This window comes from Bacillus sp. FSL P4-0334 (assembly GCF_038004825.1).
Taxonomy (GTDB): domain Bacteria; phylum Bacillota; class Bacilli; order Bacillales; family Bacillaceae; genus Bacillus; species Bacillus velezensis.
The window spans coordinates 3,824,490-3,848,365 of record NZ_JBBORX010000001.1 but is presented as its reverse complement, the minus strand read 5'-3'; the positions used below and the strand labels follow the sequence as shown (position 1 = coordinate 3,848,365).

The following is a 23,876-nucleotide window of genomic DNA, read 5'->3' as shown; positions in this document are numbered from 1 at the left end:
CAGTTAAAGGCTGCCGCAGTCCTGCGTTACGGGATGAAAGGTGACAGGCCTTTTTCGGCCTGTAATCAGGGTGGTACCGCGAGACAGCTCTCGTCCCTGTGTGAACGCATGGTTTGCATAGGGAGAGAGCTTTTTTGCTGTCGCAAAAGAGAATTTCGGGTAGTGATAAGGAGGAATATAGATGAAACACTTAACTTCTGCTGAAGTGCGTCAAATGTTTTTAGATTTCTTTAAAGAAAAAGGCCATGCCGTTGAACCGAGCGCCTCATTGGTTCCGCATGAAGATCCGTCTTTATTATGGATCAACAGCGGCGTTGCGACGCTGAAAAAATACTTTGACGGCCGCGTTGTGCCGGAGAATCCGAGAATTGTAAACGCGCAAAAATCAATCCGAACAAATGATATTGAAAATGTGGGGAAAACGGCGCGCCACCACACGTTCTTTGAGATGCTCGGAAACTTTTCCATCGGTGATTATTTTAAAGAAGAAGCGATCACGTGGGCATGGGAGTTTTTAACGAGCGAAAAGTGGATCGGCTTTGATCCGGAGCTGCTGTCTGTAACGGTTCACCCTGAGGATGAAGAAGCTTATACGCTATGGGCGGAAAAAATCGGCGTTCCGGAAGAAAGAATCATCCGTCTGGAAGGGAACTTCTGGGATATCGGCGAAGGCCCGAGCGGACCGAATACGGAAATTTTCTATGACCGCGGCGAGAAATACGGCAATGACCCGTCAGATTCTGAATTGTATCCGGGCGGCGAAAATGATCGTTATCTTGAAGTATGGAACCTGGTATTCTCAGAGTTCAACCACAACCCGGACGGCACGTACACACCGCTTCCGAAGAAAAACATTGATACGGGCATGGGGCTTGAACGGATGGTCTCCGTGATTCAGGATGTCCCGACAAACTTTGACACTGATTTGTTTATGCCGATTATTGAAGCAACAGAGCGCATTTCCGGAGATGCTTACGGAAAGGACGCAGTGAAGGATACGGCCTTTAAAGTGATCGCCGATCATATCAGAACGGTCGCATTTGCGGTAAGCGACGGGGCGCTGCCTTCGAACGAAGGGCGCGGGTATGTACTGAGACGCCTCTTGCGCCGGGCAGTGCGATACGCGAAAACCCTCGGTATCAGCCGTCCGTTTATGTACGAGCTAGTACCGACTGTTGCAGGAATTATGGACGCTTTCTATCCGGAGGTGAAAGAAAAGCAAGAGTTTATCGCCAAAGTCATCAAAACGGAGGAAGAGCGCTTCCACGAAACATTAAACGAAGGTCTGGCCATTTTATCCGACGTGATAAAGAAAGAGAAGGAAAAAGGCAGCGGCATCATCTCCGGAAAAGACGTATTCAAACTGTACGATACGTACGGATTCCCGGTTGAATTGACGGAGGAATACGCGGAAGATGAGCAAATGACGGTTGACCATAAAGGCTTTGAAGCCGAAATGGAAAAACAGCGTGAACGGGCGAGAAATGCGCGCCAAGATGTAGGAAGCATGCAGGTTCAGGGCGGCGCGTTGCGCGACATTACCGCAGAAAGCACATTTGTCGGCTACAGTGCCGTAAAAGCTGAAGCGAAGGTGATCGAGCTTCTTCATGACGGGCAATTAATCAGCGAGGCGCATGAAGGGGATACCGTCCAAATCCTTCTTGACAAAACGCCTTTCTATGCTGAAAGCGGCGGACAGATCGGTGACAGAGGAGTGCTGAGAAGCGAGCAGGCTGTCGTAACCATTAAAGACGTGAAAAAAGCTCCGAACGGTCAGCATGTACACGAAGGCACGGTGGATAGCGGCACGATTCAAAAAGGCGCAAGCGTGACGGCTGAAGTTGAAGATCAAATGAGAAGCGGCGTGGTGAAAAACCATACGGCTACCCACCTTCTGCACCAGGCGCTGAAAGACGTTCTCGGCACACATGTCAACCAAGCGGGTTCACTCGTTACCGAAAACCGTCTGCGTTTTGACTTCTCTCATTTCGGTCAAGTGACGAAAGAAGAACTTGAACGCATTGAAGGAATCGTCAACGAAAAAATCTGGGAGAGCATTCCGGTAGCGATTGATTTGAAACCGATCAATGAAGCGAAAGAAATGGGCGCGATGGCCCTGTTCGGCGAGAAATACGGCGATATCGTCCGCGTCGTACAAGTCGGAGATTACAGCCTTGAGCTTTGCGGCGGATGCCATGTCACGAATACGGCTGAAATCGGCCTGTTTAAAATCGTATCCGAATCAGGGATCGGCGCAGGGACACGAAGAATTGAAGCCGTAACAGGAAAAGGCGCTTATCAGGAAATGAACAGCCAGCTCAGCCTTCTGCAGCATGCTGCGGACGAGCTGAAATCAAACGTAAAAGACGTACCGAAGCGAATTCAGTCTCTTCAAGCGGAGCTGAAGGAAGCGCAAAGAGAAAATGAATCATTGCTCAGCAAACTCGGCAATGTGGAAGCCGGAGCCATTCTGTCTAAAGTAAAAGACATCGGCGGCGTAAAAGTGCTGGCTGAAAAAGTAAATGCGAAAGACATGAACCACCTTCGCACTATGGTGGATGATCTGAAAGCGAAGCTCGGTTCTGCGGTCATCATTCTCGGCGCCGTGCAAAATGAGAAAGTCAACCTTTCAGCAGGCGTGACGAAAGACCTGATCGAAAAAGGCCTTCATGCCGGCAAAATGGTCAAACAAGCGGCTGAAGTCTGCGGAGGCGGAGGCGGAGGCCGTCCGGACATGGCACAGGCCGGCGGAAAGCAGCCTGAAAAATTGGAAGAGGCGCTCGCATCTGCGGTAGATTGGATAAAATCCGTTTTATAATCCTTTCAAGTAGTGTAGAATGATGATAAGATGAGGACCTCAGGCTGAACTTTGCCTGCGAATTTGGGAAAGAGGTGCAAAACGGTGAGCTCGTTTGATAAAACGATGAAATTTAATTTCTCCGATGATTCTGCTGAAACAAACGTCGAAGAAGTGCTGAATACGGTATATGATGCGCTTCAGGAAAAGGGGTACAATCCTATCAACCAGATTGTCGGATACTTGCTGTCTGGAGATCCTGCATACATTCCTAGGCATCGCGACGCCCGGAACTTAATTCGCAAACTGGAACGTGACGAATTAATTGAGGAATTGGTAAAATCCTATCTAGAACAGCATAAAGAGGCGTAAATACATTCATGAGAATATTGGGACTTGATCTTGGAACGAAAACACTCGGCGTAGCTTTAAGCGATGAAATGGGCTGGACCGCTCAAGGCATTGAGACGATAAAAATAAACGAGGCTGAAGGAGATTACGGTCTGGACCGTTTATCCGAGCTGATGAAAGACTATAATGTAGAGAAGATCGTGCTCGGTTTTCCGAAAAACATGAACGGGACGATCGGTCCGAGAGGCGAAGCCAGCCAAACATTTGCGAAACTGCTTGAAACAGCGTACAATGTCCCTGTTGTGCTGTGGGACGAGCGTCTGACGACGATGGCGGCTGAAAAAATGCTGATCGCGGCTGACGTCAGCAGGCAAAAACGAAAAAAAGTCATTGATAAAATGGCGGCTGTCATGATCCTTCAAGGATATCTGGACAGTTTAAACTAAGAGGTGAAAAAAATGGAACACGGCGAAAAACACATTACAATTGTCGATGATCAAGGCAACGAACAGCTTTGCGAAGTGCTGTTCACATTTGAAAACGACACATTCAACAAATCTTACGTACTTTATTATCCGATTGATGCTCAAGACGATGATGAAATCGAAATTCACGCTTCAAGCTTCGAACCGAACGAAAATGGTGAAGACGGCGAACTGATGCCGATTGAAACCGATGAAGAGTGGGAAATGATCGAAGAAACGCTGAACACGTTTTTAGCGGAAGAAGACGAAGAATAAAATGAACGGAAAAAGCCGGAGCGCATATGCGCTTCGGCTTTTTTTTGTAATAAATTGCCGAATGCACATGAATCATGTAGTATAAGAGCTGTTGGGAGGAAAATACTTGTATGAATATCAATCAGACTAAACATTCATTTCCGCGTAAAAACAAAAAAATGACGATAATACTGTCCTCCGTGATCGCTCTGCTTATCATCATTTGCGGTGCTTTTTTCTATGGAAAATCTCTGCTGTCTCCGGTTGACAAAGGCAGCAAAACGGCAGTCAATATTAATATTCCGAGCGGTTCTTCCGTTTCGGCAATCGCTGAAATTCTTGAGGATCAGCATGTCATCAAAAGCAAAAAAGCATTTCAGCTGTATGTGAAGTATAAAGGCGCTTCCGGATTTCAGGCGGGATTTTACCACCTGAATAAAGGAATGGATGCGGATGCGATTATCAAAAAACTGACCGCGGGATCAACGGGATATGCTTTTCAGATCTCCGTTCCTGAAGGAAAACAGCTTACGCAGATTGCGGATGCGATCGCAAAAGAAACATCATATTCAAAAGAAGAGATCATGGCGAAACTGGATGACAAAACATTCATCGGCAAACTGAAGAAACAGTTTCCTGATACGATAACGGACGCGCTTTCAAACAAGAAGCTCAAGCATCCGCTAGAAGGCTATCTGTATCCGGCCACATATCCTTTTAATGATCCGGATGCATCGCTTGACACGATTTTGACGGCAATGGTTCAGGAAACAAACACCCGTATCGAAACATATAAATCTGAACTGGAAAAAAAGAAACTTTCCGTCCATAACGCGCTGACAATGGCATCGCTTATTGAAGAAGAAGCCACCGCCAAAGCCGACCGTCACAAAATCGCCAGCGTTTTTTACAACAGGCTCGAAGAAAAAATGCCGCTGCAGACTGACCCGACGGTATTATATGCGGCCGGTAAGCATAAAAGCCGGGTCTACTACAAAGACCTGAAAATTGATTCTCCGTTTAATACGTATAAACATAAGGGGCTGCCGCCGGGACCGATTGCAAATGCCGGTGATTCATCATGGGAAGCGGCTCTCCGCCCTGACAAAACGGATTATCTCTATTTCCTTGCAAAATCAAACGGCGAGGTTGTTTTCACCAAAACATTAAAAGACCATAATAAAGCGAAGGAAAAGTATATTTCCAAAAAAGACAGCGAATAAAAGGAGGGCAAAAGCTCTCCTTTTATTCCATTCTGAAAGGTTTTATGATAAAATATATCGGGTTGTTTACTTATGGATAAAGAAGTGTCTTAAGAGAGTGTCCCCGCGGATTCGTCAGGGGCACTCCTTTTTAGAACGGAGGCTGTTTGCCGTGAATGATCGGTATGAACAAATAAACGAGTATATAAACGCGATGCTGAAGCCTCGGCCTGATAAAGTGAAAAAGCTTGAAGCCTATGCAAAAGAGCACCATGTTCCGATTATGGAAGAAGCGGGCATTGAAGTGCTGCTTCAAATGCTGTCGATTCAACAGGCGAAAAACATTTTGGAAATCGGCGCGGCAATCGGATATTCCGCCATACGGATGGCGCTTGAGCTTCCGGATGCGAATATTTACACGATTGAACGGGACGACAAACGCTATGAAGAAGCTGTGAACAATATAAAAGACTTTGAAATGGAAAACCGGATTCACGTAGTGCACGGGGATGCGCTGGAACTTTCTGAGTCTGTCCGTGTCACGGCTCCTTATGATGCCATTTTTATCGACGCGGCCAAAGGCCAGTACACGAACTTTTTTGAGCTCTATGAACCGATGCTTGCGCCGGATGGAGTCATTTTTACGGACAATGTTCTGTTTAAAGGGCTGGTGGCGCAAAATCACTCGGACATTGAGCCGAAAAGAAGACGGAAGCTTGTTGAAAAAATTGATCAATATAACCAATGGCTGATGGACCGGCCTGACTATCAAACGGTCATACTGCCGGTCGGAGACGGCATCGCCATCAGTAAAAAGAAGAGGTGAAGGATCATGAAAAAACCTGAACTTTTGGTGACTCCGACTTCTGTACAGGATATTCTTCCGCTCATTCAAGCGGGCGCAACGGCCCTGTTAGTCGGAGAACAGAGATACGGCCTGAGACTGGCCGGTGAATTTTCAAGAGAAGATATAAAAGAAGCCGTAAAGACAGCTCATCAGGAAGGCGCGAAAGTGTACGCTGCCGTCAATGCTATTTTTCACAACGAAAAAGTGGACGAGCTGAACGGCTATCTTGCCTTTTTGCAGGAGGCCGGCGTTGATGCGGCTGTTTTCGGTGATCCGGCCGTTTTAATGGCGGCGCGTGAAGCGGCTCCCGAGCTTAAACTGCATTGGAGCACGGAAACAACGGGAACCAACTACTATTCCTGCAATTACTGGGGACGCAAAGGCGCACGGCGGGCAGTGCTGGCTAAGGAATTAAATATGGACAGCATCATTGACATAAAAGAAAACGCCGAAGTGGAAATTGAAATTCAAATCCATGGCATGACGTGCATGTTCCAATCGAAGCGTTCTTTAGTGGGCCATTACTTCGAATATCAAGGTAAAGTCATGGACATCGAACAGAAGAAAAAAGAAGCGGGGATGTTTCTGCATGACAAGGAACGTGGCAATAAATACCCGATTTTTGAAGATGAAAACGGCACGCACATCATGAGCCCGAACGATGTGTGCATGATTGATGAATTAGAGGACCTGATGGACGCCGGCATCGATTCTTTCAAAATCGACGGAGTTTTGAAGTCTCCTGAATACTTAACTGAAGTGACCCGCATGTACAGAGAAGCAATCGATTTGTGCTTCGAAAGCCGAGAGACATACGAAGAGAAAAAAGAGAGCTGGATAGAGCGGATTGAAAGCATTCAGCCTGTGAACAGAAGCATCGACACAGGATTCTTCTTTAAAGAAACGGTCTATTAAAAAGGAGGGTGCAACGGATGACAGCCGTAAATCAAACCATTTCCAAAGTCGTAAACGGAAAACGCGTCATTACGAAAAAACCTGAACTCCTTGCTCCGGCAGGAAACCTTGAAAAATTAAAAATTGCCGTTCATTACGGAGCGGACGCGGTTTTTATCGGAGGACAGGAATACGGACTCCGCTCAAATGCGGATAACTTCTCAATAGAAGAAATCGCAGAGGGCGTAGAATTTGCCAAAAAATACGGGGCAAAAATATATGTGACAACAAACATTTTCGCCCATAATGAAAATATGGACGGTCTGGAAGAATACTTAAAAGCGTTGGGAGACGCAAAAGTTGCCGGAATTATCGTCGCTGATCCGCTGATTATTGAAACATGCCGGAGAGTGGCCCCGGACGTAGAAATTCACCTCAGCACACAGCAGTCCCTTTCCAACTGGAAAGCGGTGCAGTTCTGGAAAGAAGAAGGGCTTGACCGCGTAGTGCTTGCCCGTGAAACGAGCGGACTGGAAATTAAAGAAATGAAGGAAAAGGTGGATATTGAAATTGAAACCTTTATCCACGGCGCCATGTGTATCGCTTATTCAGGCCGATGCGTGCTGAGCAATCACATGACGGCCCGGGATTCTAACCGCGGCGGCTGCTGTCAGTCCTGCCGCTGGGATTATGACCTGTATCAGACAGACGGTGCAAACGCGGTCGCGCTCTACGACGAAGAAGACGCTCCGTTTGCGATGAGCCCGAAAGATTTAAAATTGATTGAATCCATCCCGCAAATGATCGAGATGGGCATCGACAGCCTGAAAATTGAAGGCCGGATGAAATCGATTCATTACGTTGCGACGGTTGTCAGCGTGTATCGCAAAGTCATCGACGCATACTGCGCTGATCCTGAAAACTTTGTCATTCAAAAAGAATGGCTGGATGAGCTGGACAAATGTGCAAACCGGGATACCGCGCCTGCTTTCTTTGAAGGCACGCCCGGGTATGAAGAGCAGATGTTCGGTGAACACGGAAAGAAAACAACATTTGATTTTGCCGGTCTCGTGCTCGCGTATAACGAGGAAACTCAAATGGTGACGCTCCAGCAGCGCAATTTCTTTAAACAAGGTGACGAAGTGGAATTTTTCGGTCCTGAAATCGACAATTTCACATTCACAATCGGCACTATTTGGGACGAAGACGGAAACGAGCTTGATGCTGCCCGCCATCCCCTGCAAATCGTTACATTTAAAGTAGACAAAAAGATTTATCCGAGCAACATGATGAGAAAGGGGAAGTAATCACCAATGGGTAAGAGTCCTGTAGTTATAGGCATCGCAGGAGGTTCCGGATCAGGAAAAACAAGCGTCACCCGTTCCATCTATGAACAGTTTAAAGGACACTCGATTTTAATGATCCAGCAAGACCTTTATTATAAAGACCAAAGCCATCTTCCGTTTGAAGAAAGGCTGAACACAAACTATGATCACCCGCTCGCATTTGATAATGACTATTTAATCGAGCATATTCAAGAGCTTTTGAATTACCGGCCGATAGAAAAGCCGATTTATGATTATAAACTGCATACGCGTTCTGAGGAAACCATTCCGGTTGAGCCGAAGGATGTCATTATTCTGGAAGGCATTCTCGTTCTCGAAGATAAAAGACTTCGCGACCTCATGGATATGAAACTTTATGTCGACACGGACGCGGATCTCCGTATCATCAGACGGATTATGAGAGATATTAACGAAAGAGGCCGTTCAATCGATTCTGTCATTGAGCAGTATGTGTCCGTCGTCAGACCGATGCACAATCAGTTTGTTGAACCGACGAAACGCTACGCGGACATCATTATTCCGGAAGGCGGACAAAACCACGTCGCGATTGATCTGATGGTCACGAAGATTCAAACGATCCTTGAACAAAATGCAATTTTGTAATACCATAGCATAGACATAAATAACTCAGACCATATTATGTATAGGCTGGAAGGGAATGAGACAGTTCCCTTCTTTCCCTGTTTATAAACCGAAACATTTGCAGAAAACACACATTCAGTTTAAGATAAACAGTACCTATATGGGAGAGAAGAACGAGGACTGCCCTGTGTTCTCATTCTTGATTTTTTCGTTTATGCTCTCATACATAATCACACGTTATTGTTGAGGGACAACCACCAAGGAGTGAAGGAACATGGCACAAGAAAAAGTTTTTCCGATGACTCACGAAGGAAAACAAAAACTAGAACAAGAATTAGAGCAATTGAAAACGGTTAAACGTAAAGAAGTAGTAGAACGCATTAAAATCGCAAGAAGCTTCGGAGATCTGTCAGAGAACTCTGAGTATGATTCTGCAAAAGAAGAACAGGCATTTGTGGAAGGGCGCATCACGACGCTTGAAAACATGATCCGCAATGCGAAAATCATCGAGGACGACGGCGGTTCAAATGTAGTCGGTTTGGGAAAAACCGTATCATTCATCGAATTGCCGGACGGTGAAGAAGAATCTTACACGATTGTCGGAAGCGCTGAAGCTGATCCGTTTGAAGGGAAAATTTCAAACGACTCGCCAATCGCCAAAAGCCTGCTTGGCAGAAAAGTGGACGAAGAAGTGACAGTTCAGACGCCGGGCGGAGAAATGCTCGTGAAAATTGTGAAAATTTCATAAGATCCGTTTAACAATGAAACACCTCGTCCAAAATGTGGATGAGGTGTTTTTTTATGATCGTATCAAAAAGGCTGAAAGCGGCCGTGATTTGTTTTCTGCTCGTGTTTTTCTTTCTGCTTGCGAGGCTGGCTGAAATTCAGCTGTTTTTCACAGAATCTTTTTCAAAATCCAATATTAATCTGATTCAGGAAAGCGTCAAGCAGCGGACGGAAGAAGTCCTTATTTCAGACGGACGCGGCTCTTTTCTTGATCGGAACGGCAAAGAACTGACCGGAAAAAAGCAGCCTGCCGTCATACTGTTTCCCTTTCTCGTGACGCAGGATTGGCCGGTTGACCGGGTATCAGACATTCTCGGAATGAAACAGGGGGAGCTCAGGCAGCTGCTCACGGAAGCGAAAAAACCGGTGGTCCTGAACAGCAGAAAAATAAAACATTTGACGAAACAATCCGTGTCAAATATAAATTCTTTGAAATATCCCGGCATTTACGGCGTATATATGAAAGACAGCAAGGAAACAAACATAGCCGCTCATCTGTTGGGCGCGACAAACCAGGACCCTGAGCTTTTGAAAAAGAAATACCCCGGCAGGAAGGAACTGCCGATCACGGCAAAGATCGGGACAAGCGGGATGGAGCGGACGTTTGATGAGTTTTTACTGGCGGATCAGGACACAAAACTTTTGTATCATGTCGACGGAAGGGGAAACCCTTTATTCGGAATGGACGTCAAATATACGGCTGAAGCAAACGCGTTTTATCCGCTGCAAGTCAAAACCTCCATCGACCGCAATATTCAAAAAGCAATGGAAGATGTATTGAAAGACCGCGGGTTAAAAAAGGGGGGAGCCGTCCTTTTAGACATTGAAAAAAGCAGTGTGCTCGGAATGGTATCAAAGCCTGACGCCGACATGTCAAAGCAGCAGACACTGCAAAATTACATGCTGACGCCGATTTATCCGGGATCAGTGTTTAAAACGGTGATCGCCGCAGCCGCAATAGAACAAAACGAAGTGAAGCCGGGCACATCCTTTAACTGCAATCTCAACCTGTACGGAGAGCCGGGGGATGACAAAGGCACGCTCAGTTTTGGAGAAAGCTTTGCTCAAAGCTGCAATTATACGTTTACAAGTCTTGCGGAAAAATTGATCAAAAAAGATGATTCCGTTATTGAAAACATGGCGGAAAAACTCGGTCTCACACAGCGGGCGGGCTGGGAAGGCAAGCTGTACCGGGAAGACGGATTCAGGCAGCTGTATAATGAAAAAAGCGGGATCATTTGGGGAGATGACAAAGACAAAACCGTAAAAAAAGCTGTCGCACAGACGGCGATCGGGCAAAAAAACGTGAAAGTCACGCCTCTTGAAGTCGCCAATATGATGGCGGCGATCGCGCGCGGCGGTGAAAAAAAACAAGTCAAAATCGCGGACAAAATTGAATACAAAAACAAAACGACGATGGCGTCATTCAATGATCAGCCGTTAAAAGGGGAAAACATCGACAAATATACGGCGCAGCAGCTTCAAAAAATTCTCAGAGAAGTCGTCACCTCACCGAAAGGAACCGGCCGAAGGTTTCAGGATCTGCCGTATGAGATAGCAGGGAAATCGGGAACGGCCCAGACGGGAATGTTCACAAAAGAAAAACAGACGCTTTACCACAAATGGTTTGCGGGATACTTTCCCGCGGACAAGCCGAAATACGCTCTCGTGGTGCTGCACATGGACACGCCGGGGGATAAGGCTCTGACAAATACAGTGTTTTATGATATTGTTAAAAAGGTACATGAAAATGAAATAAATCAGACATAGAACAACCGCTCAGCCCATGTTAAAATATATGCTGAGCAAGAGGGATAAAGGAGTGCAGAATGATTGAGCAATAAACAATCTCGTTTTGAAAACCGTGATAAGCGCAGAAAAGCAAATATGGTGCTTAACATTTTAATTGCTATCGTATCTATTCTTATTGTCGTCGTTGCCGTCAGCCTCTTCATCAACAGTCCGTCGAGCGACGTGAGCGAAAAAGCGGACACGAGCCAGAAGCAGGAAACACCTGCATCAGGCAAGACGAAGCAGACATCCGATGAAGACATAAAAGACAGCAAAAAAGATACGGCATCAGACGATGACAAAAAAGATAAACAGGATAAGGACACATCTGATTCATCTTCAGACTCTGACAGCAAAAAAGACGATGATTCATCGAAAAGTGATGACAGCAGCAAAAAAGACTCTGATTCAAGCGATCCTTTTAAAGGCGCAAAAATAACAGAGGGCGGCTCATCAAGCGATGTCGAGAAAACAATTGTTAACCCAAAATGGAAAGCGGTCGGCACAAAGCAGACGGGAGAACATACGGCGACGTATGACTCAAGCTCTGAAGACTGGTCCGAAATGCTTGACGCCATCTCTTACGCAACAGGCGTGTCAAAAGATCATATGACAGTGCTGTGGCTCGGAAACAATGGAAGCCCGCAAGATGCGAAGGGTAAAGTTTTAGACAAAACGAACGGCAAAAAGTATCAGGTCACCATCACTTGGAAAGACAAAAAAGGCTGGAAGCCGACAAAAGTAGAAACCTTAAAATAACCGCAAAAAAGCAGCTGATTATTCAGCTGCTTTTTTCTGTCATACGTCAGCTGAAAAATGCACCGACGCGCTGTAAAGGATTCTGCCGTCAACGGCCGTCACCTGATGGGATACGGAACGGACGCGAAGCATAATCGCCTGGTTGTTTTCAATCTGAACGTTTATTTTCTTTTCAAGCTCCTGCAAAGATGCCGCTTCGAAAAGTTCTACTTTATCTTTGATTAAATCCAATTGAAAATTCATCAGTACAGATCCTCCTGATTTTTCTTCTGAGTCAATGAAAGTATAAGCCTTTCTGCCGTAATTGCGCAATAATCCCAAAGTATTTTAGTACCCTTCCATTCTTTTTTGTGATAGGATAGGAACTGTTCCACGATTAATCCATACTATACTCATAGGAATTATAAAATATGGAGAGTGAAAAATATGGGCCGTGAATTTATTCCTTTATTTGAAGATTGGGCAGCGACTTATGATGCCACAGTGCACGGGGCTGACAAACAATATGCCGCTGTTTTTAAAGGATATGACAGCATTCTTGACAGCATTGTCGCACTTTCAGGTTCAAACGTTTTAGAGTTCGGACCGGGAACGGGGAATTTAACGGCGAAATTAGCCGCTGCGAACAAAAAGGTGTTTGGTGTAGAACCGTCTCCGTCAATGAGAAAACTGGCGGCTGACAAGCTTTCTGACAAAGCCGTGTTCAGTGACGGAGATTTTCTGGAGTTTCCCGCTCCGCCTTTTAAAATAGATACCATCGTCAGCTCGTACGCCTTTCATCATTTAACCGATGAAGAAAAGCGAACGGCTGTAAAGCAGTATGGCGCAATCCTTCAGAAGCATGATAAAATAGTGTTTGCCGATACAGTCTTTAAAGATCATGAAGCTTATGATGAAGCCATTAAAAAAGCAATCCGAAACGGCTATCATCAATTAGCGGACGATTTAAAGACGGAACATTATCCGACACTCGGGACAATGAAAAACATCTTTTCAGAAGAGGGATTTGCCGCTCGGTTTACGCAGCAAAATGACTTTGTCTGGATAATGGAGGCGATTAAACGGTAAATCGAAGGGATTGTGTATAAATGAAACTGGCAGTCATCGGAGCAATGGAAGAGGAAGTTACGATTTTAAGAAGCAAACTGAAAGACGCAAAACAAGAGATGATCGCTCACTGTGAGTTTACAACTGGCAGCTATGAAGGCGTCGAAGTCATCTTGCTGAAATCAGGTATCGGGAAAGTCAACGCGGCGATCAGCACGACGCTTCTGCTTGACCGTTTCAAACCTGATTATGTGATTAACACAGGCTCAGCGGGCGGTTTTCATCATACATTGAATGTAGGCGACGTCGTCATCTCAACAGATGTCCGCCATCATGACGTGGATGTGACGGCGTTTGACTATGAATACGGACAGGTGCCGGGTCTTCCGGCAGCATACAAAGCTGATGAAAAGCTGATCAGTATTACTGAGGAAGCGGTTTCTGAACTGAACGGCATTCAAGTCGCCAAAGGCACAATCGCTACGGGAGATTCTTTTATGAATGATCCGAAGCGGGTTGAAGACGTACGCGCCAAATTTGCGGATTTGTACGCGGTTGAAATGGAAGCTGCGGCTGTCGCACAGGTGTGCCACCAGTTCAAAACGCCTTTTGTTGTCATCAGAGCTTTATCTGATATTGCCGGAAAAGAATCTGACGTTTCATTTGATAAATTTTTAGAACAGGCTGCCGTTCATTCAACTGAGCTTGTCCTGAATGTCATCAAACGAATTCACTAAGCGGGGGATTCTCGTTCTCCTCCGCTTTTCCAGGAGGAGGACATATATTGAACGTGATAACAGATATTACAGAACTGATCGGAAATACACCGCTGCTCCGTCTCAAGCATTTTGATATACCGGAGGGAACAGCGGTTTATGCTAAGCTTGAGATGATGAATCCGGGCGGAAGCATTAAAGACAGGCTGGGCGGGATGCTCATTGAAGATGCGCTTCGCACGGGAAAGGTGAAACCGGGCGGCGTTATCATTGAGGCGACTGCCGGAAACACCGGGATCGGACTCGCTCTGTGCGCCAGAAAGCATCAGCTTCGCGCCGTTTTTTGCGTCCCGGAGCATTTCAGCAGAGAAAAGCAGCAAATTATGAAAGCTCTCGGAGCGGACATCGTGCATACGCCGAGAGAAGAAGGCATGCAGGGAGCCATCCGAAAAGCGCTTGAACTGGAGAGAGAGATTAATAATTCTTATGCCGTTCTGCAATTTAAAAACCAAGTAAATCCATTGACTTACTATAAAACGATCGGACCCGAAATATGGAACGCGCTCGGCGGGGATATCCACGCTTTTGTCGCAGGAGCGGGTTCCGGCGGCACCTTTGCCGGTACGGCAGCTTATTTAAAGGAGAAAAATCCTGCCGTCAAAACGGTGATCGTTGAACCGGAAGGCTCGATCCTGAACGGAGGAGAGCCGCATGCCCATAAAACGGAAGGCATCGGCATGGAGTTTATCCCGGATTATATGGACGAGAACCATTTTGACGCCATTTACACGGTGGAAGACGATACGGCGTTTTCGCTTGTCAGAGAAGCGGCTGAGAAAGAAGGCCTCTTAATCGGAAGCTCTTCAGGGGCGGCTCTTTATGCAGCGCTTGAAGAAGCGAAAAAAGCGCCCGCCGGATCAAATATCGTCACTATTTTCCCTGATGGCAGCGATCGATATATAAGCAAAAACATTTTTCAAGGAGGTCAGTAAGATGAAGAAAAAAACGCTGATGGTGCACGGAGGAATTACGGGAGATGAAAAAACAGGAGCGGTTTCCGTACCGATTTATCAAGTAAGCACGTACCGGCAGCCGAAAGCGGGCGAGCACACGGGTTATGAATATTCAAGAACGGCCAATCCGACGCGGACGGCGCTTGAAAGCTTAATTGCGGAGCTTGAAGGTGGCGCGGCAGGATATGCGTTCGGCTCAGGCATGGCTGCGATTACTGCCGTCATGATGCTGTTTGACAGCGGCGATCATGTTATTTTGACGGATGATGTATACGGCGGCACTTACCGGGTGATGACAGGCGTGCTGAACCGCTTCGGCATTGAAGCGGACTTTGTCGATACGAGCAGTGAAGAAAAAGTCAAAAAGGCCATTCGCCCGAATACGAAAGCCATTTATATCGAAACACCGACAAACCCGCTATTGAAAGTGACTGACCTCAAACTGATGTCTGACATCGCAAAAGAAGCGGGTGTATTGCTTATCGTCGATAATACGTTTTACACGCCGTATTTCCAGCAGCCGCTCAGCTTCGGCGCGGACATCGTGCTTCACAGCGCGACAAAATATCTCGGCGGCCACAGCGATGTCGTCGGCGGCTTAGTCGTCACGGCTGATAAAGAACTGGGCGAAAAGCTTCATTATGTGCAAAACTCAACGGGCGGCGTTTTAGGACCGCAGGATTCATGGCTTTTGATGAGAGGGATTAAAACGCTGGGACTCAGAATGGATGCCATCAATCACAGCGCCGGAAAAATCGCCGAGCTGCTTGAAGCACATGATGCCGTTCAGACGCTCTACTATCCCGGATCAGCGAAACACCCGGGCCATGAGCTGACAAAAGCGCAAAGCTCCGGTTTCGGCGGAATGATTTCCTTTGATGTCGGCAGCAGCGAACGCGTCGACGCGTTTTTAGAAAAATTGAACCTGTTTACGATCGCGGAAAGTTTAGGAGCGGTTGAAAGCCTAATCTCCGTGCCGTCCAGAATGACGCACGCATCGATCCCGCGCGACCGCCGGCTTGCGCTTGGCATTACCGACGGGCTCGTGCGGATCTCGGTCGGTATTGAGGATACTGAGGATTTAACGGCGGATGTGAAACAGGCGCTTGATTCACTTTTATAAAGAATGGATAGATTTACATTCTCTGTCGGCTGTCAGCTTGTATTATAATGTTGGTAGACTATAAAACTGGCAGGTGACCTTATATGGAGAAGAAAAGACTGAAATCATTAATAGAAGATTTTAAGCATTACGCATTTATTCTGCTTGCAGTCAGCACCTTCATTTATATCGGCGCGGTTCTTCCCGGACAAGGGCTGACTGCGGGCCAAAAAATGCTGATGTTTGTAACGGATTGTGTATTTTTAGCGGGCGCTTATTTCTGCGTTGACCGTTCACTTATTTATAAAAAGAGGCTGGAAGAGGCCGATGAATAAAAAAAAGCCATTGTCTTTTGACAATGGCTTTTTCGTTTCTTATTCAGACGGGGTTTCGCGTAATTCTTTTCCCATTCCTTTTAAAAACTGCAGCCCGAAGCCGAGCGCGCGGTTAATATCAGGATCACCGACGGCTTTCATCAGTTCAAACATACTGACTTTCCTGTCCTCTTTTAAAAATCTTTGCGCCTGATCCGTCCCGGCCATGGCGCTTTCTAAAAGTCTGCCCATAAATTCGGGATCAGCTTTTGACAGCGCGCCTCCCGCGGCCATCATCGTATTCAGGAGATTGGTGACAGGTTCCCGGGAAATCTGTCCGAGTGCGATTTTGGCAATCTCCTCTTTTGCCTGGAGCATATAGCCGGCGGCATCAAAAATGCCCAAGCCATTCAGCTCTGCCATGATGGACATCGTTTTCGCGACGGCTTCTTCATTTTCTGCGAGAAGCGTCTTCAGCTCTTCCAGTTTTTCAGCTTTCAGCTGTTCCTCTGTTTTCGTTTCTTTTTGAATTTCAGTAATTGGGCTTGCCATAATGTTTCCTCCTTTCCTTAATCAGTTAAGTGCACATAGCCCGGACGGTTCCATTTTCGCTGAGCTTCCACACCGTTTTGCGGATGACGTTTTTTGTTCCGCGGATTCGTTTTCGGAAGCGGCGGAGTATCACAGGAACCGAGCACTTCCATGCGGACTTTTGTCTGCTTATAGGCAGGTGTATGTGTCCGTGAATCATACGCAGGCCCGGTCAGGAAATTAATCGCAGAATCTTTATCTGTAGAGTTCATCGGCAGATAAAGCTCATTTGCGCGGACGCGGTCTGTCACAAGCGCGTTCAATTTAACCGCCCCAAAAGGAGAGACGAGCCGGATCATTGTCCCGTCGCAAATTCCGCGTTCAGCCGCGAGCTCCGGCGATACTTCAACAAATACATCCGGAACTTTAGACTGAATGCCTTTTGACTTGTTTGTCATGTTTCCTTCGTGGAAATGTTCAAGCATCCGTCCGTTGTTAATATGCAGGTCATATTCTTCAGGGAATACGGCAGGCTCCACCCAATCGCTCAGCGCAAAACGGGCTTTTTTGTCCGGGAAGTTAAAGCCGTCTTCATAAAGAAGCGGAGTGCTTTCTCCCGTAAAACTTCCCCACAAGAAGCTGTTCCAGCCGCTAAGAACGTCGTAACTTGCTTTTCCGAACAGCGGAGAAAGGCTCGCCATTTCTGAGAAAATGTCGCTAGGATGCGTGTAATTCCAATCAGCGCCTAAACGATTGGCGACTTCCTGAATAATCCACCAGTCGGGTTTTGCATCGCCGAGTGTCGGAAGCGCCTGATACAATCTTTGCACACGCCGCTCTGTGTTTGTAAATGTTCCGTCTTTTTCAAGAGATGGAACCGCAGGCAGGATGACATCCGCGTATTGCGCCGTTCTTGAAAGGAAAATATCCTGCACAACAAAGAAATCAAGGCTGGATAAAATGTTATGAACATGGTTGGCGTTTGAATCGACGAGCGCCATATCTTCACCGACGAGATACATGGCTTTCATGTTTCCTTCTTCAATCGCATGGAGCATTTCGATATTATCAAGACCCGGCTTGCCGTCAATTTCAACACCGTAAGCTTTTTCGAATTTAGCGCGTGCCGCATCATCGGTAATATGCTGATACCCCGGAAGCCAGCCTGGAAGAGTTCCCATATCGCAAGCGCCTTGAACGTTGTTATGTCCCCGCAGCGGATAGGCTCCGGCGCCCGGACGGCGGTAGTTTCCTGTGGCAAGCAGCAGGTTGGAAATCGCCGCTGATGTATCAGAGCCGCCTGTATTTTGAGTAACGCCCATGCCCCAAAGAACACAAGTGCCGTCTGCATCACGAATCATTTCGGCAATGCGGATGATCGTATCCTGAGAAAGTCCGGTGATGCGCTCCGCATATTCCAATGTGTATTTTTCCAGCGTTTCTTTATAATCATCAAAGTAGTTGACATTTTCATCAATAAACGCTTGATCGTGCCAGCCTTGGTCAATCATATATTTCGTTACTGCCATGAGCCAGACCTGGTCAGTCCCTTGTTTTGGGCTGATAAAGAGGTCGGACCGTTCAGCCATTTCATTTCTGCGCAGATCGGCAACAATCAGTTTTTGGCCGTGCAGTTTATGGGCGCGTTTCACGCGTGTGGCCAGAACCGGATGTCCTTCCGCCGGATTGGCGCCGACGATGAGCACGAGGCCCGCTTTTGCGATATCTTTAATTGTGCCGGCGTCTCCGCCCATACCGACGGTGCGGAATAAGCCGTCCGTTGCCGGTGACTGGCAGTAGCGTGAGCAGTTATCCACGTTGTTGGTTTCAAATACTTGACGTGCCAATTTTTGAATGACGTAGTTGTCTTCATTCGTAATTTTAGAAGAAGAAATAAAACCGACAGAACCATTTCCGTGTTCGTCCTTGATCGAACCGAGTCTTGAAGCGACAAGATCAAGAGCTTCTTCCCATGACGATTCAACAAATGCGCCGTTTTTCCGGATAAGCGGTTTTGTAATCCGTTCTTCCGAATTCACGAAGTCCCAGCCGAATTTCCCTTTCACACAAGTGGAAATCGCGTTAACCGGAGCATCGGAAACAGGCTGAATTTTAAGGATGTCACGTCCTTTTGTCCATACTTCAAAAGAGCATCCGACGCCGCAGAACGTGCAGACTGTTTTTGTTTTTTTCGTCCGTTTATCGCGCATAGCCGCTTCCACTTCAGACACGGCGAAGATGCTTGTATAGTCGGGTTCAACATTTTTCACTAAATCAATCATCGGTTCCATGACATCTTCTTTTATTCCTGTCATAAATCCGGCTTGGCCGAGCATTGATTTTTCCATCAGTGCGTTACAAGGACAGACAGTGACACACTGGCCGCAGCTGACGCAGGAAGATTCATTAATGGCGACGCCTTCATCCCAAATGACCCGCGGGCGGTCGCGCTCCCAATCAATTGAAAGGGTCTCATTCACCTGAAGGTTTTGACACACTTCCACACATTGGCCGCAGGCGATGCATTGGTTCGGATCATAGCGGTAAAACGGGTGAGACATATCAACCGCGCACTTTGAATCATCTTTCGGCGTATACGGATATTTCTGATGCTCAATTCCCATCATTTCCGCTGTATTATGCAGTGTGCAATTGCCGTTGTTGTTATCGCATACCGTACAGTAAAGCAGGTGATTCTCGAGCAGGCGGTCCATGGCCTCTGTCTGAGCCTCTTTTACCCTTCCCGACGTAAGCGAGATGGACATCCCGTTTTCTGCAGCCGTGGAACAAGAGCGCTGCAATTTCCCGTTTACTTCAACAATACAGGTGTCACATGTTTGAATCGGATCCACTTCCGGTACATGGCATATTTGCGGAATCTCAATTCCGTTTTGGTTTAAAATATCTAAAATCTTAGACCCCTCTGGTGCTTCATACTCCGTGCCGTCAATTTTGACACGGATAGACTGAACGTCTGTCACTTCCAATTCCCCTCCATCTTTTAAACTCGAAAAAAAGCCATGCACATAGATACCGGCCTCCTGTACGGAGAACGGTATAAATACGCATGGCGGAATAGTTCACTAGCAAGTCTTACTAACAGACCAATCCTATTTGTATAAAACGATAGACTCATAACACGTTTCCTATTACAAATCCATCTTCACTGCTTTTATTATAAGGTGATATTTATTATAATACAATACGAAAGGAAAACTTTAACCAGGTGAAATGTCACAAAGGGGAACCGGGAATGTCTTTCATAGGCTAAAATCGGAGGGGACAATATGTCTAAAAAAATTCATGAATTTAACGATATTATCCGGAAATTGCGCAAAGAATTATTTGGAAAGGGGCCTGAACGAATTCACACCGTTTTTGTGGATAACATGGCGGTATCTACACTTTACGGCAATCTAAGCGCAAGTGAGCAGTTTATCGCACGCACGCCTGAAGGAAGAGAAATGGTTCATGCGGCGCGTACCAGCTTAATTCAGGAACTGTATTCAAAACAAACGCCTGACGGAATGGAAGAGCTCATCGGAGCAAAGCTTGTGCATCTGTTTTCAGATATTAAAATAGAGGAAAATATTGCCGTATCGGTGTTTGTCTTTGACCGCTCAATTGAAGAGCATAAAGAAGAAATCAAAAGCTGACAATATTCAATTGACACGAAATTGTCACATTTGATATGATATGAACTGCCAGCAGTGGCCTAAGGACGATTTTTTATGGAATGTGTGCATGATCTGTACATATTCTATACCGCATATTTTCATTCTGCTTGATATTGTTGTATGGGTATGCATACAAGTTAGGCAGCATTCAAACCCCGTTTTTTCAGACGGGTTAGTTGAGTGCTGCCTTTTTTGTTAGGCGTCTTTGGAAACTGCGGGCTGAAATGATAAATGGAGGGGTTATTATGGCTTTTCGTAAACCGGACGAAATAGCGGAGCTTGCGGTCGAATCAGGGGTAAAAAAGGTGCATTCACCGCTTTCAGCACTGATTGTATTGGGATTTTTGGGAGGAGCGTTTATCGCACTCGGTTATTTGCTTGATATCCGTGTCATCGGCGACCTTCCGAAAGAATGGGGAAGCCTGTCGAGTTTAATCGGGGCGTCCGTGTTTCCCATCGGCTTGGTGCTCGTCGTTCTTGCCGGCGCGGAGCTGATTACGGGAAATATGATGTCGGTATCCATGGCGCTGTTTTCCAGAAGAATATCCGCCGGTGCATTAGTGAAAAATTGGGTGATCGTGACGTTGATGAATCTTGTCGGCGCACTGTTTGTCGCTTACTTTTTCGGACATGTTGTCGGATTAACCGAAACAGGACCTTACTTGGAAAAAACAATTGCGGTCGCACAAGGCAAATTGGATATGCCGTTTGGAAAAGTCATTGTTTCGGCGATCGGCTGTAACTGGCTTGTCTGTTTGGCCGTCTGGCTTTCTTTCGGTGCAGAAGACGGAGCCGGAAAAATCGCGGGTATATGGTTTCCGATTATGGCGTTTGTCGCAATTGGTTTTCAGCACGTTGTAGCCAATATGTTTATCATCCCGGCTGCGATATTTGCAGGTTCTTTTTCGTGGGGTGATCTGATTGGCAATCTTATTCCGGCCTTTATCGGGAATGTCATCGGCGGGGCAGTGTTTGTCGGTCTTATTTATTTTATTGCATATTCAAAAGAAGATCAGAAAAAGCAAGGGATGAAAAGAGTTTCCTGAGGTAAGAAAGATGCCGGAAAACACGGACAATTGAAGCGGAATGCCAGCACATTTTCCGTCCAAATCTTGAAAAAAATGTTTACAAAATGGAAGCTGATGGATATACTTACAAAGTAAGAAAAAAGCAAAGGGAGGTTGAATCACATGACGACGTTAAACGGCAATCAAAATCTACAATTGAACCGATTCAGCCTGTGGAAGAGTTCGTGTCCTTCCTTAACCTCTGCCCGTCAAGCACGTTAATTTCGGAGTATCAGGACATTCGCAGCTCCCCGCAGGGAAAGAAGCACCGTCTTCTTTTGTCTGCGGATTTAGTCTGCCCGCAGCGCATATGAACTTTGCTGCGGGTTATTTTCGCTTGTGCGGATATTGAAAGGGGGTGAGCGATAATGACCATTAATCTTTTCTTTTTAACACTGACCATTTCAAAGCGTTTTAAAAGTGCGGAAGAGTATGAACGAGAACAGCAGGTCGAAGAGTTTTATAATGAAGCGAAAGAACGCCAGCTGAAACACTTTTATATGAACTAACGGACACGAAGGGCCAAAACGGAGGAGAAGGAGGAGATCATCATGTTCAGAATTGAACTGCTGAATCATTACACAATGGAGAAGGACCAGGTTTAGCGAGGATGTTGCTGTCACGTCGCAGACGGCCTGCATACCATGGTAAAGAAAGAAAAACTGGTAAGCGGGTGATAGCATGCAAGGCGGTCAGAACAGAATTCCATCCATCGGGCACGGGTATGCGTCAATGCCCCATTCATTTAAACACGGCTACGGCAACCCGTATCGCCGGCAGAGAATGGCGGCGCTTTCCCGGCAGACAAGATATATAGCACCGTATTATTGGTACTAGAGCAGGCGGAAAACCTACGTTTTCCGTCTTTTTTTTATGAAAACAAATATAAATTTCAAATAAATCGAAACGTTCATGAAGAGAAGTGCGTCTAGTTAGTACCTCATACTAATACGAGGTGATATTATTTCTGAATAATAAATCACAGGAATGGAAAAGCGGGTGTTATACAATGTTGCAACACACATCTTCAGCATTAAAACGAATGCGCGCGAAATACTTTGCTGCATCAGAACCGGCAGAGTCAGTCATTCAGCAAATTTTGATGGACATACAGGAATACGACCGCATTTTGGAAATCGGGACCGGAAACGGCTCAATGTTTAAACAAATCATCGGACAGCTTGAAAAGGGCAGTCTTAAAAGCATAGAAACATCGAAACGTAAAATACGGAAAACACAGCGCGCAAACCGTTCGGTTATAAAAGCCGGGCTCGGAAACATTCAGCAGGGGAGGCCGGAAAGCATACCGTTCCGCGACCGCAGTTTTCATAAAGTCTTCTCATTACATACTGCTGAAACAGTCAGCGATTACCGGACAGCATGTAAAGAAGTGTACCGCGTTCTTCAAATTGACGGGTGTTTCTATATGGTTTTGAAACCTTCGCGGATGAGTGAAAAGGATGTGATTGAGGTGCTCTATGATCAGCATTTCAGAGACATTTCAGTTGTCAGCAGAGATTCATTCCATTTTATTACTGCCATTAAATAGAATATTTCTTGGGAAATAAAAAGAGCTGCTTAAGTCACTGCAGCTCTTTTTGTGGAATTGGGCATATTTCCTTATTTTTGGTTATTTCACATATATTTTATATTAAAAAAAGTTTTTTTCTTATACAATGGTAATCAGATGACCGTACATTTTAAATATTTTGAACAAACGGAATGAATATTCATTCCGTATTTAGAAAGGGGGATGAAATGACAGCTTCAAACAAGGTTGAACTCATTATGAAAGCGTCGCTTACTTTGTTTACAGATAGAGGATTTGACGCCACGACGATTCCGATGATTGCCGCTCAGGCCGATGTTGGAACCGGCACAATTTACCGTTACTTTGACAGTAAAGAGACACTTGTGAACGTACTGTATCAGGAAAGTGCGCAGCGTTTTATGAAAAAAGTCAAAACGGACTTTCAGGGGATATCTGTAAGAGAAGGGTTTCATCACCTGTTTTATTGTCTGATTGATTTTACGAAGGAAAGTGAGTATGCATTGTTTTTTCTTGAAACGAATAAGGACGCCTACTTTCTGAATGAAACGAGCCGTAAGCTTCTTGATGAAATAACACAGATGCTTGACGTCTTTTTTCAGCGCGGCAAGTCTGAAGGTGTGCTCCGCAATCTGCCGTCCAATGTGCTGATGGCGCTGCTGCTCGGGGCATATCTCAAACTCTATCAGCTTATCCGGACGGGAAGCGTCGAAATAACAAAACCGTTTTTGAAAGAATTGGAACAATGTTCTTGGGATGCCATCAGAACTCATTAATTATTCGCCG

Annotated in this window: 26 protein-coding genes and 1 other annotated feature (1 of these 27 only partly in view); of the genes, 23 read left to right on the top strand and 3 right to left on the bottom strand. The window is 46.0% G+C overall.

The genetic code is table 11. The features are described from left to right. Window positions 1–101 (top strand) — a binding site (T-box leader) (it extends 107 nt beyond the left edge of the window). An 80-nt stretch (window positions 102–181) separates the two neighbouring features. From alaS to NSQ37_RS19325, 12 genes are all read left to right on the top strand, one after another. Next, a complete protein-coding gene (gene alaS, locus NSQ37_RS19380) occupies window positions 182–2,818 on the top strand; it encodes an alanine--tRNA ligase (RefSeq protein WP_136396515.1) in 2,637 nt (878 codons plus the stop codon). A gap of 84 nt (window positions 2,819–2,902) precedes the next feature. Next, window positions 2,903–3,169: an IreB family regulatory phosphoprotein gene (locus NSQ37_RS19375; RefSeq protein WP_012118070.1), complete on the top strand. Its 267-nt coding sequence runs from the start codon at window positions 2,903–2,905 to the stop codon at window positions 3,167–3,169. A gap of 8 nt (window positions 3,170–3,177) precedes the next feature. Then, window positions 3,178–3,594 carry a Holliday junction resolvase RuvX gene (gene ruvX, locus NSQ37_RS19370; protein ID WP_003152750.1) on the top strand — a complete coding sequence of 139 codons (417 nt, stop codon included), beginning with the start codon at window positions 3,178–3,180 and terminating at the stop codon, window positions 3,592–3,594. A 12-nt stretch (window positions 3,595–3,606) separates the two neighbouring features. Beyond that, window positions 3,607–3,888, top strand: coding sequence for a DUF1292 domain-containing protein (locus NSQ37_RS19365; RefSeq protein WP_003152751.1), 282 nt, complete (start codon window positions 3,607–3,609; stop codon window positions 3,886–3,888). A 110-nt stretch (window positions 3,889–3,998) separates the two neighbouring features. Beyond that, on the top strand, window positions 3,999–5,090 hold the full coding sequence (gene mltG / locus NSQ37_RS19360) for an endolytic transglycosylase MltG (protein ID WP_032866639.1): 1,092 nt from the start codon (window positions 3,999–4,001) through the stop codon (window positions 5,088–5,090). 151 nt (window positions 5,091–5,241) lie between these two features. After that, window positions 5,242–5,895, top strand: coding sequence for an O-methyltransferase (locus NSQ37_RS19355; RefSeq protein ID WP_025285043.1), 654 nt, complete (start codon window positions 5,242–5,244; stop codon window positions 5,893–5,895). A gap of 6 nt (window positions 5,896–5,901) precedes the next feature. After that, the gene (locus tag NSQ37_RS19350; protein WP_007408214.1) at window positions 5,902–6,831 is read left to right on the top strand and encodes a peptidase U32 family protein; all 930 of its coding nucleotides are present in this window, start codon (window positions 5,902–5,904) and stop codon (window positions 6,829–6,831) included. A gap of 17 nt (window positions 6,832–6,848) precedes the next feature. After that, window positions 6,849–8,117, top strand: coding sequence for a peptidase U32 family protein (locus NSQ37_RS19345; RefSeq protein WP_003152759.1), 1,269 nt, complete (start codon window positions 6,849–6,851; stop codon window positions 8,115–8,117). Window positions 8,118–8,123: 6 nt separating this feature from the next. Next, window positions 8,124–8,759, top strand: a complete 636-nt coding sequence (gene udk / locus NSQ37_RS19340) for a uridine kinase (protein ID WP_003152763.1) — start codon at window positions 8,124–8,126, stop codon at window positions 8,757–8,759. 253 nt (window positions 8,760–9,012) lie between these two features. Further along, window positions 9,013–9,486, top strand: coding sequence for a transcription elongation factor GreA (greA, locus tag NSQ37_RS19335; protein ID WP_003152766.1), 474 nt, complete (start codon window positions 9,013–9,015; stop codon window positions 9,484–9,486). Window positions 9,487–9,539: 53 nt separating this feature from the next. Further along, window positions 9,540–11,294, top strand: coding sequence for a peptidoglycan D,D-transpeptidase FtsI family protein (locus NSQ37_RS19330; RefSeq protein ID WP_032866641.1), 1,755 nt, complete (start codon window positions 9,540–9,542; stop codon window positions 11,292–11,294). 63 nt (window positions 11,295–11,357) lie between these two features. Further along, entirely contained in the window at window positions 11,358–12,074 is a 717-nt protein-coding gene (locus tag NSQ37_RS19325) for a YrrS family protein (RefSeq protein ID WP_007408217.1), read from the top strand. A 39-nt stretch (window positions 12,075–12,113) separates the two neighbouring features. On the opposite strand, the gene NSQ37_RS19320 is transcribed toward NSQ37_RS19325, so the two are convergent. Next, complete coding sequence (locus NSQ37_RS19320) at window positions 12,114–12,317, bottom strand: YrzA family protein (RefSeq protein ID WP_151280982.1); 204 nt, start codon at window positions 12,315–12,317, stop codon at window positions 12,114–12,116. Between the two features lie 183 nt (window positions 12,318–12,500). Here NSQ37_RS19320 and NSQ37_RS19315 point away from each other — a divergent pair, with 183 nt between their 5' ends. The 5 genes from NSQ37_RS19315 (at window position 12,501) to NSQ37_RS19295 (ending at window position 16,287) form a co-directional block, all read left to right on the top strand. Further along, window positions 12,501–13,142: a class I SAM-dependent methyltransferase gene (locus tag NSQ37_RS19315; RefSeq protein ID WP_151280722.1), complete on the top strand. Its 642-nt coding sequence runs from the start codon at window positions 12,501–12,503 to the stop codon at window positions 13,140–13,142. A 20-nt stretch (window positions 13,143–13,162) separates the two neighbouring features. Next, on the top strand, window positions 13,163–13,858 hold the full coding sequence (gene mtnN, locus NSQ37_RS19310) for a 5'-methylthioadenosine/S-adenosylhomocysteine nucleosidase (protein WP_003152774.1): 696 nt from the start codon (window positions 13,163–13,165) through the stop codon (window positions 13,856–13,858). 47 nt (window positions 13,859–13,905) lie between these two features. Next, entirely contained in the window at window positions 13,906–14,829 is a 924-nt protein-coding gene (locus tag NSQ37_RS19305; protein WP_015240277.1) for an O-acetylserine dependent cystathionine beta-synthase, read from the top strand. 1 nt (window position 14,830) lies between these two features. Further along, a complete protein-coding gene (locus NSQ37_RS19300; RefSeq protein ID WP_061582046.1) occupies window positions 14,831–15,973 on the top strand; it encodes a bifunctional cystathionine gamma-lyase/homocysteine desulfhydrase in 1,143 nt (380 codons plus the stop codon). Window positions 15,974–16,056: 83 nt separating this feature from the next. Then, window positions 16,057–16,287 carry a YrhC family protein gene (locus NSQ37_RS19295; protein ID WP_012118061.1) on the top strand — a complete coding sequence of 77 codons (231 nt, stop codon included), beginning with the start codon at window positions 16,057–16,059 and terminating at the stop codon, window positions 16,285–16,287. Between the two features lie 39 nt (window positions 16,288–16,326). Here NSQ37_RS19295 and NSQ37_RS19290 read toward each other — a convergent pair whose 3' ends face one another. Continuing rightward, on the bottom strand, window positions 16,327–16,818 hold the full coding sequence (locus tag NSQ37_RS19290) for a DUF1641 domain-containing protein (RefSeq protein WP_003152780.1): 492 nt from the start codon (window positions 16,816–16,818) through the stop codon (window positions 16,327–16,329). 17 nt (window positions 16,819–16,835) lie between these two features. Then, on the bottom strand, window positions 16,836–19,778 hold the full coding sequence (fdhF, locus tag NSQ37_RS19285) for a formate dehydrogenase subunit alpha (protein ID WP_099567282.1): 2,943 nt from the start codon (window positions 19,776–19,778) through the stop codon (window positions 16,836–16,838). A gap of 306 nt (window positions 19,779–20,084) precedes the next feature. Between fdhF and NSQ37_RS19280 the strand changes: the two genes are divergently transcribed. The 6 genes from NSQ37_RS19280 to NSQ37_RS19255 all read left to right on the top strand — a co-directional run bounded on the left by NSQ37_RS19280 (window position 20,085) and on the right by NSQ37_RS19255 (window position 23,866). Next, window positions 20,085–20,453: a DUF2294 domain-containing protein gene (locus NSQ37_RS19280; protein WP_007408224.1), complete on the top strand. Its 369-nt coding sequence runs from the start codon at window positions 20,085–20,087 to the stop codon at window positions 20,451–20,453. A 266-nt stretch (window positions 20,454–20,719) separates the two neighbouring features. Next, window positions 20,720–21,520 carry a formate/nitrite transporter family protein gene (locus NSQ37_RS19275; protein ID WP_069007482.1) on the top strand — a complete coding sequence of 267 codons (801 nt, stop codon included), beginning with the start codon at window positions 20,720–20,722 and terminating at the stop codon, window positions 21,518–21,520. Window positions 21,521–21,909: 389 nt separating this feature from the next. Continuing rightward, entirely contained in the window at window positions 21,910–22,050 is a 141-nt protein-coding gene (locus NSQ37_RS19270) for a YrzI family small protein (protein ID WP_003152787.1), read from the top strand. 172 nt (window positions 22,051–22,222) lie between these two features. Then, window positions 22,223–22,378, top strand: coding sequence for a hypothetical protein (locus NSQ37_RS19265; protein ID WP_007408227.1), 156 nt, complete (start codon window positions 22,223–22,225; stop codon window positions 22,376–22,378). Window positions 22,379–22,550: 172 nt separating this feature from the next. Continuing rightward, window positions 22,551–23,090 carry a class I SAM-dependent methyltransferase gene (locus NSQ37_RS19260; RefSeq protein WP_007408228.1) on the top strand — a complete coding sequence of 180 codons (540 nt, stop codon included), beginning with the start codon at window positions 22,551–22,553 and terminating at the stop codon, window positions 23,088–23,090. Window positions 23,091–23,299: 209 nt separating this feature from the next. Next, window positions 23,300–23,866 (top strand): TetR/AcrR family transcriptional regulator, encoded by a 567-nt coding sequence (locus NSQ37_RS19255; RefSeq protein ID WP_003152789.1) that lies wholly within the window; start codon window positions 23,300–23,302, stop codon window positions 23,864–23,866. The last annotated feature ends 10 nt before the right edge of the window (window positions 23,867–23,876 follow it).

Bases quoted from the DNA above. Each gene is read 5' to 3' on its own strand.
- alaS (WP_136396515.1), top strand. From the start codon at position 182: ATGAAACACTTAACTTCTGCTGAAGTGCGTCAAATGTTTTTAGATTTC.
- ruvX (WP_003152750.1), top strand. From the start codon at position 3,178: ATGAGAATATTGGGACTTGATCTTGGAACGAAAACACTCGGCGTAGCT.
- NSQ37_RS19365 (WP_003152751.1), top strand. From the start codon at position 3,607: ATGGAACACGGCGAAAAACACATTACAATTGTCGATGATCAAGGCAAC.
- mltG (WP_032866639.1), top strand. From the start codon at position 3,999: ATGAATATCAATCAGACTAAACATTCATTTCCGCGTAAAAACAAAAAA.
- NSQ37_RS19350 (WP_007408214.1), top strand. From the start codon at position 5,902: ATGAAAAAACCTGAACTTTTGGTGACTCCGACTTCTGTACAGGATATT.
- NSQ37_RS19345 (WP_003152759.1), top strand. From the start codon at position 6,849: ATGACAGCCGTAAATCAAACCATTTCCAAAGTCGTAAACGGAAAACGC.
- udk (WP_003152763.1), top strand. From the start codon at position 8,124: ATGGGTAAGAGTCCTGTAGTTATAGGCATCGCAGGAGGTTCCGGATCA.
- greA (WP_003152766.1), top strand. From the start codon at position 9,013: ATGGCACAAGAAAAAGTTTTTCCGATGACTCACGAAGGAAAACAAAAA.
- NSQ37_RS19330 (WP_032866641.1), top strand. From the start codon at position 9,540: ATGATCGTATCAAAAAGGCTGAAAGCGGCCGTGATTTGTTTTCTGCTC.
- NSQ37_RS19320 (WP_151280982.1), bottom strand. From the start codon at position 12,317: ATGAATTTTCAATTGGATTTAATCAAAGATAAAGTAGAACTTTTCGAA.
- NSQ37_RS19315 (WP_151280722.1), top strand. From the start codon at position 12,501: ATGGGCCGTGAATTTATTCCTTTATTTGAAGATTGGGCAGCGACTTAT.
- mtnN (WP_003152774.1), top strand. From the start codon at position 13,163: ATGAAACTGGCAGTCATCGGAGCAATGGAAGAGGAAGTTACGATTTTA.
- NSQ37_RS19300 (WP_061582046.1), top strand. From the start codon at position 14,831: ATGAAGAAAAAAACGCTGATGGTGCACGGAGGAATTACGGGAGATGAA.
- NSQ37_RS19295 (WP_012118061.1), top strand. From the start codon at position 16,057: ATGGAGAAGAAAAGACTGAAATCATTAATAGAAGATTTTAAGCATTAC.
- NSQ37_RS19290 (WP_003152780.1), bottom strand. From the start codon at position 16,818: ATGGCAAGCCCAATTACTGAAATTCAAAAAGAAACGAAAACAGAGGAA.
- NSQ37_RS19280 (WP_007408224.1), top strand. From the start codon at position 20,085: ATGTCTAAAAAAATTCATGAATTTAACGATATTATCCGGAAATTGCGC.
- NSQ37_RS19275 (WP_069007482.1), top strand. From the start codon at position 20,720: ATGGCTTTTCGTAAACCGGACGAAATAGCGGAGCTTGCGGTCGAATCA.
- NSQ37_RS19270 (WP_003152787.1), top strand. From the start codon at position 21,910: ATGACCATTAATCTTTTCTTTTTAACACTGACCATTTCAAAGCGTTTT.
- NSQ37_RS19265 (WP_007408227.1), top strand. From the start codon at position 22,223: ATGCAAGGCGGTCAGAACAGAATTCCATCCATCGGGCACGGGTATGCG.
- NSQ37_RS19260 (WP_007408228.1), top strand. From the start codon at position 22,551: ATGTTGCAACACACATCTTCAGCATTAAAACGAATGCGCGCGAAATAC.
- NSQ37_RS19255 (WP_003152789.1), top strand. From the start codon at position 23,300: ATGACAGCTTCAAACAAGGTTGAACTCATTATGAAAGCGTCGCTTACT.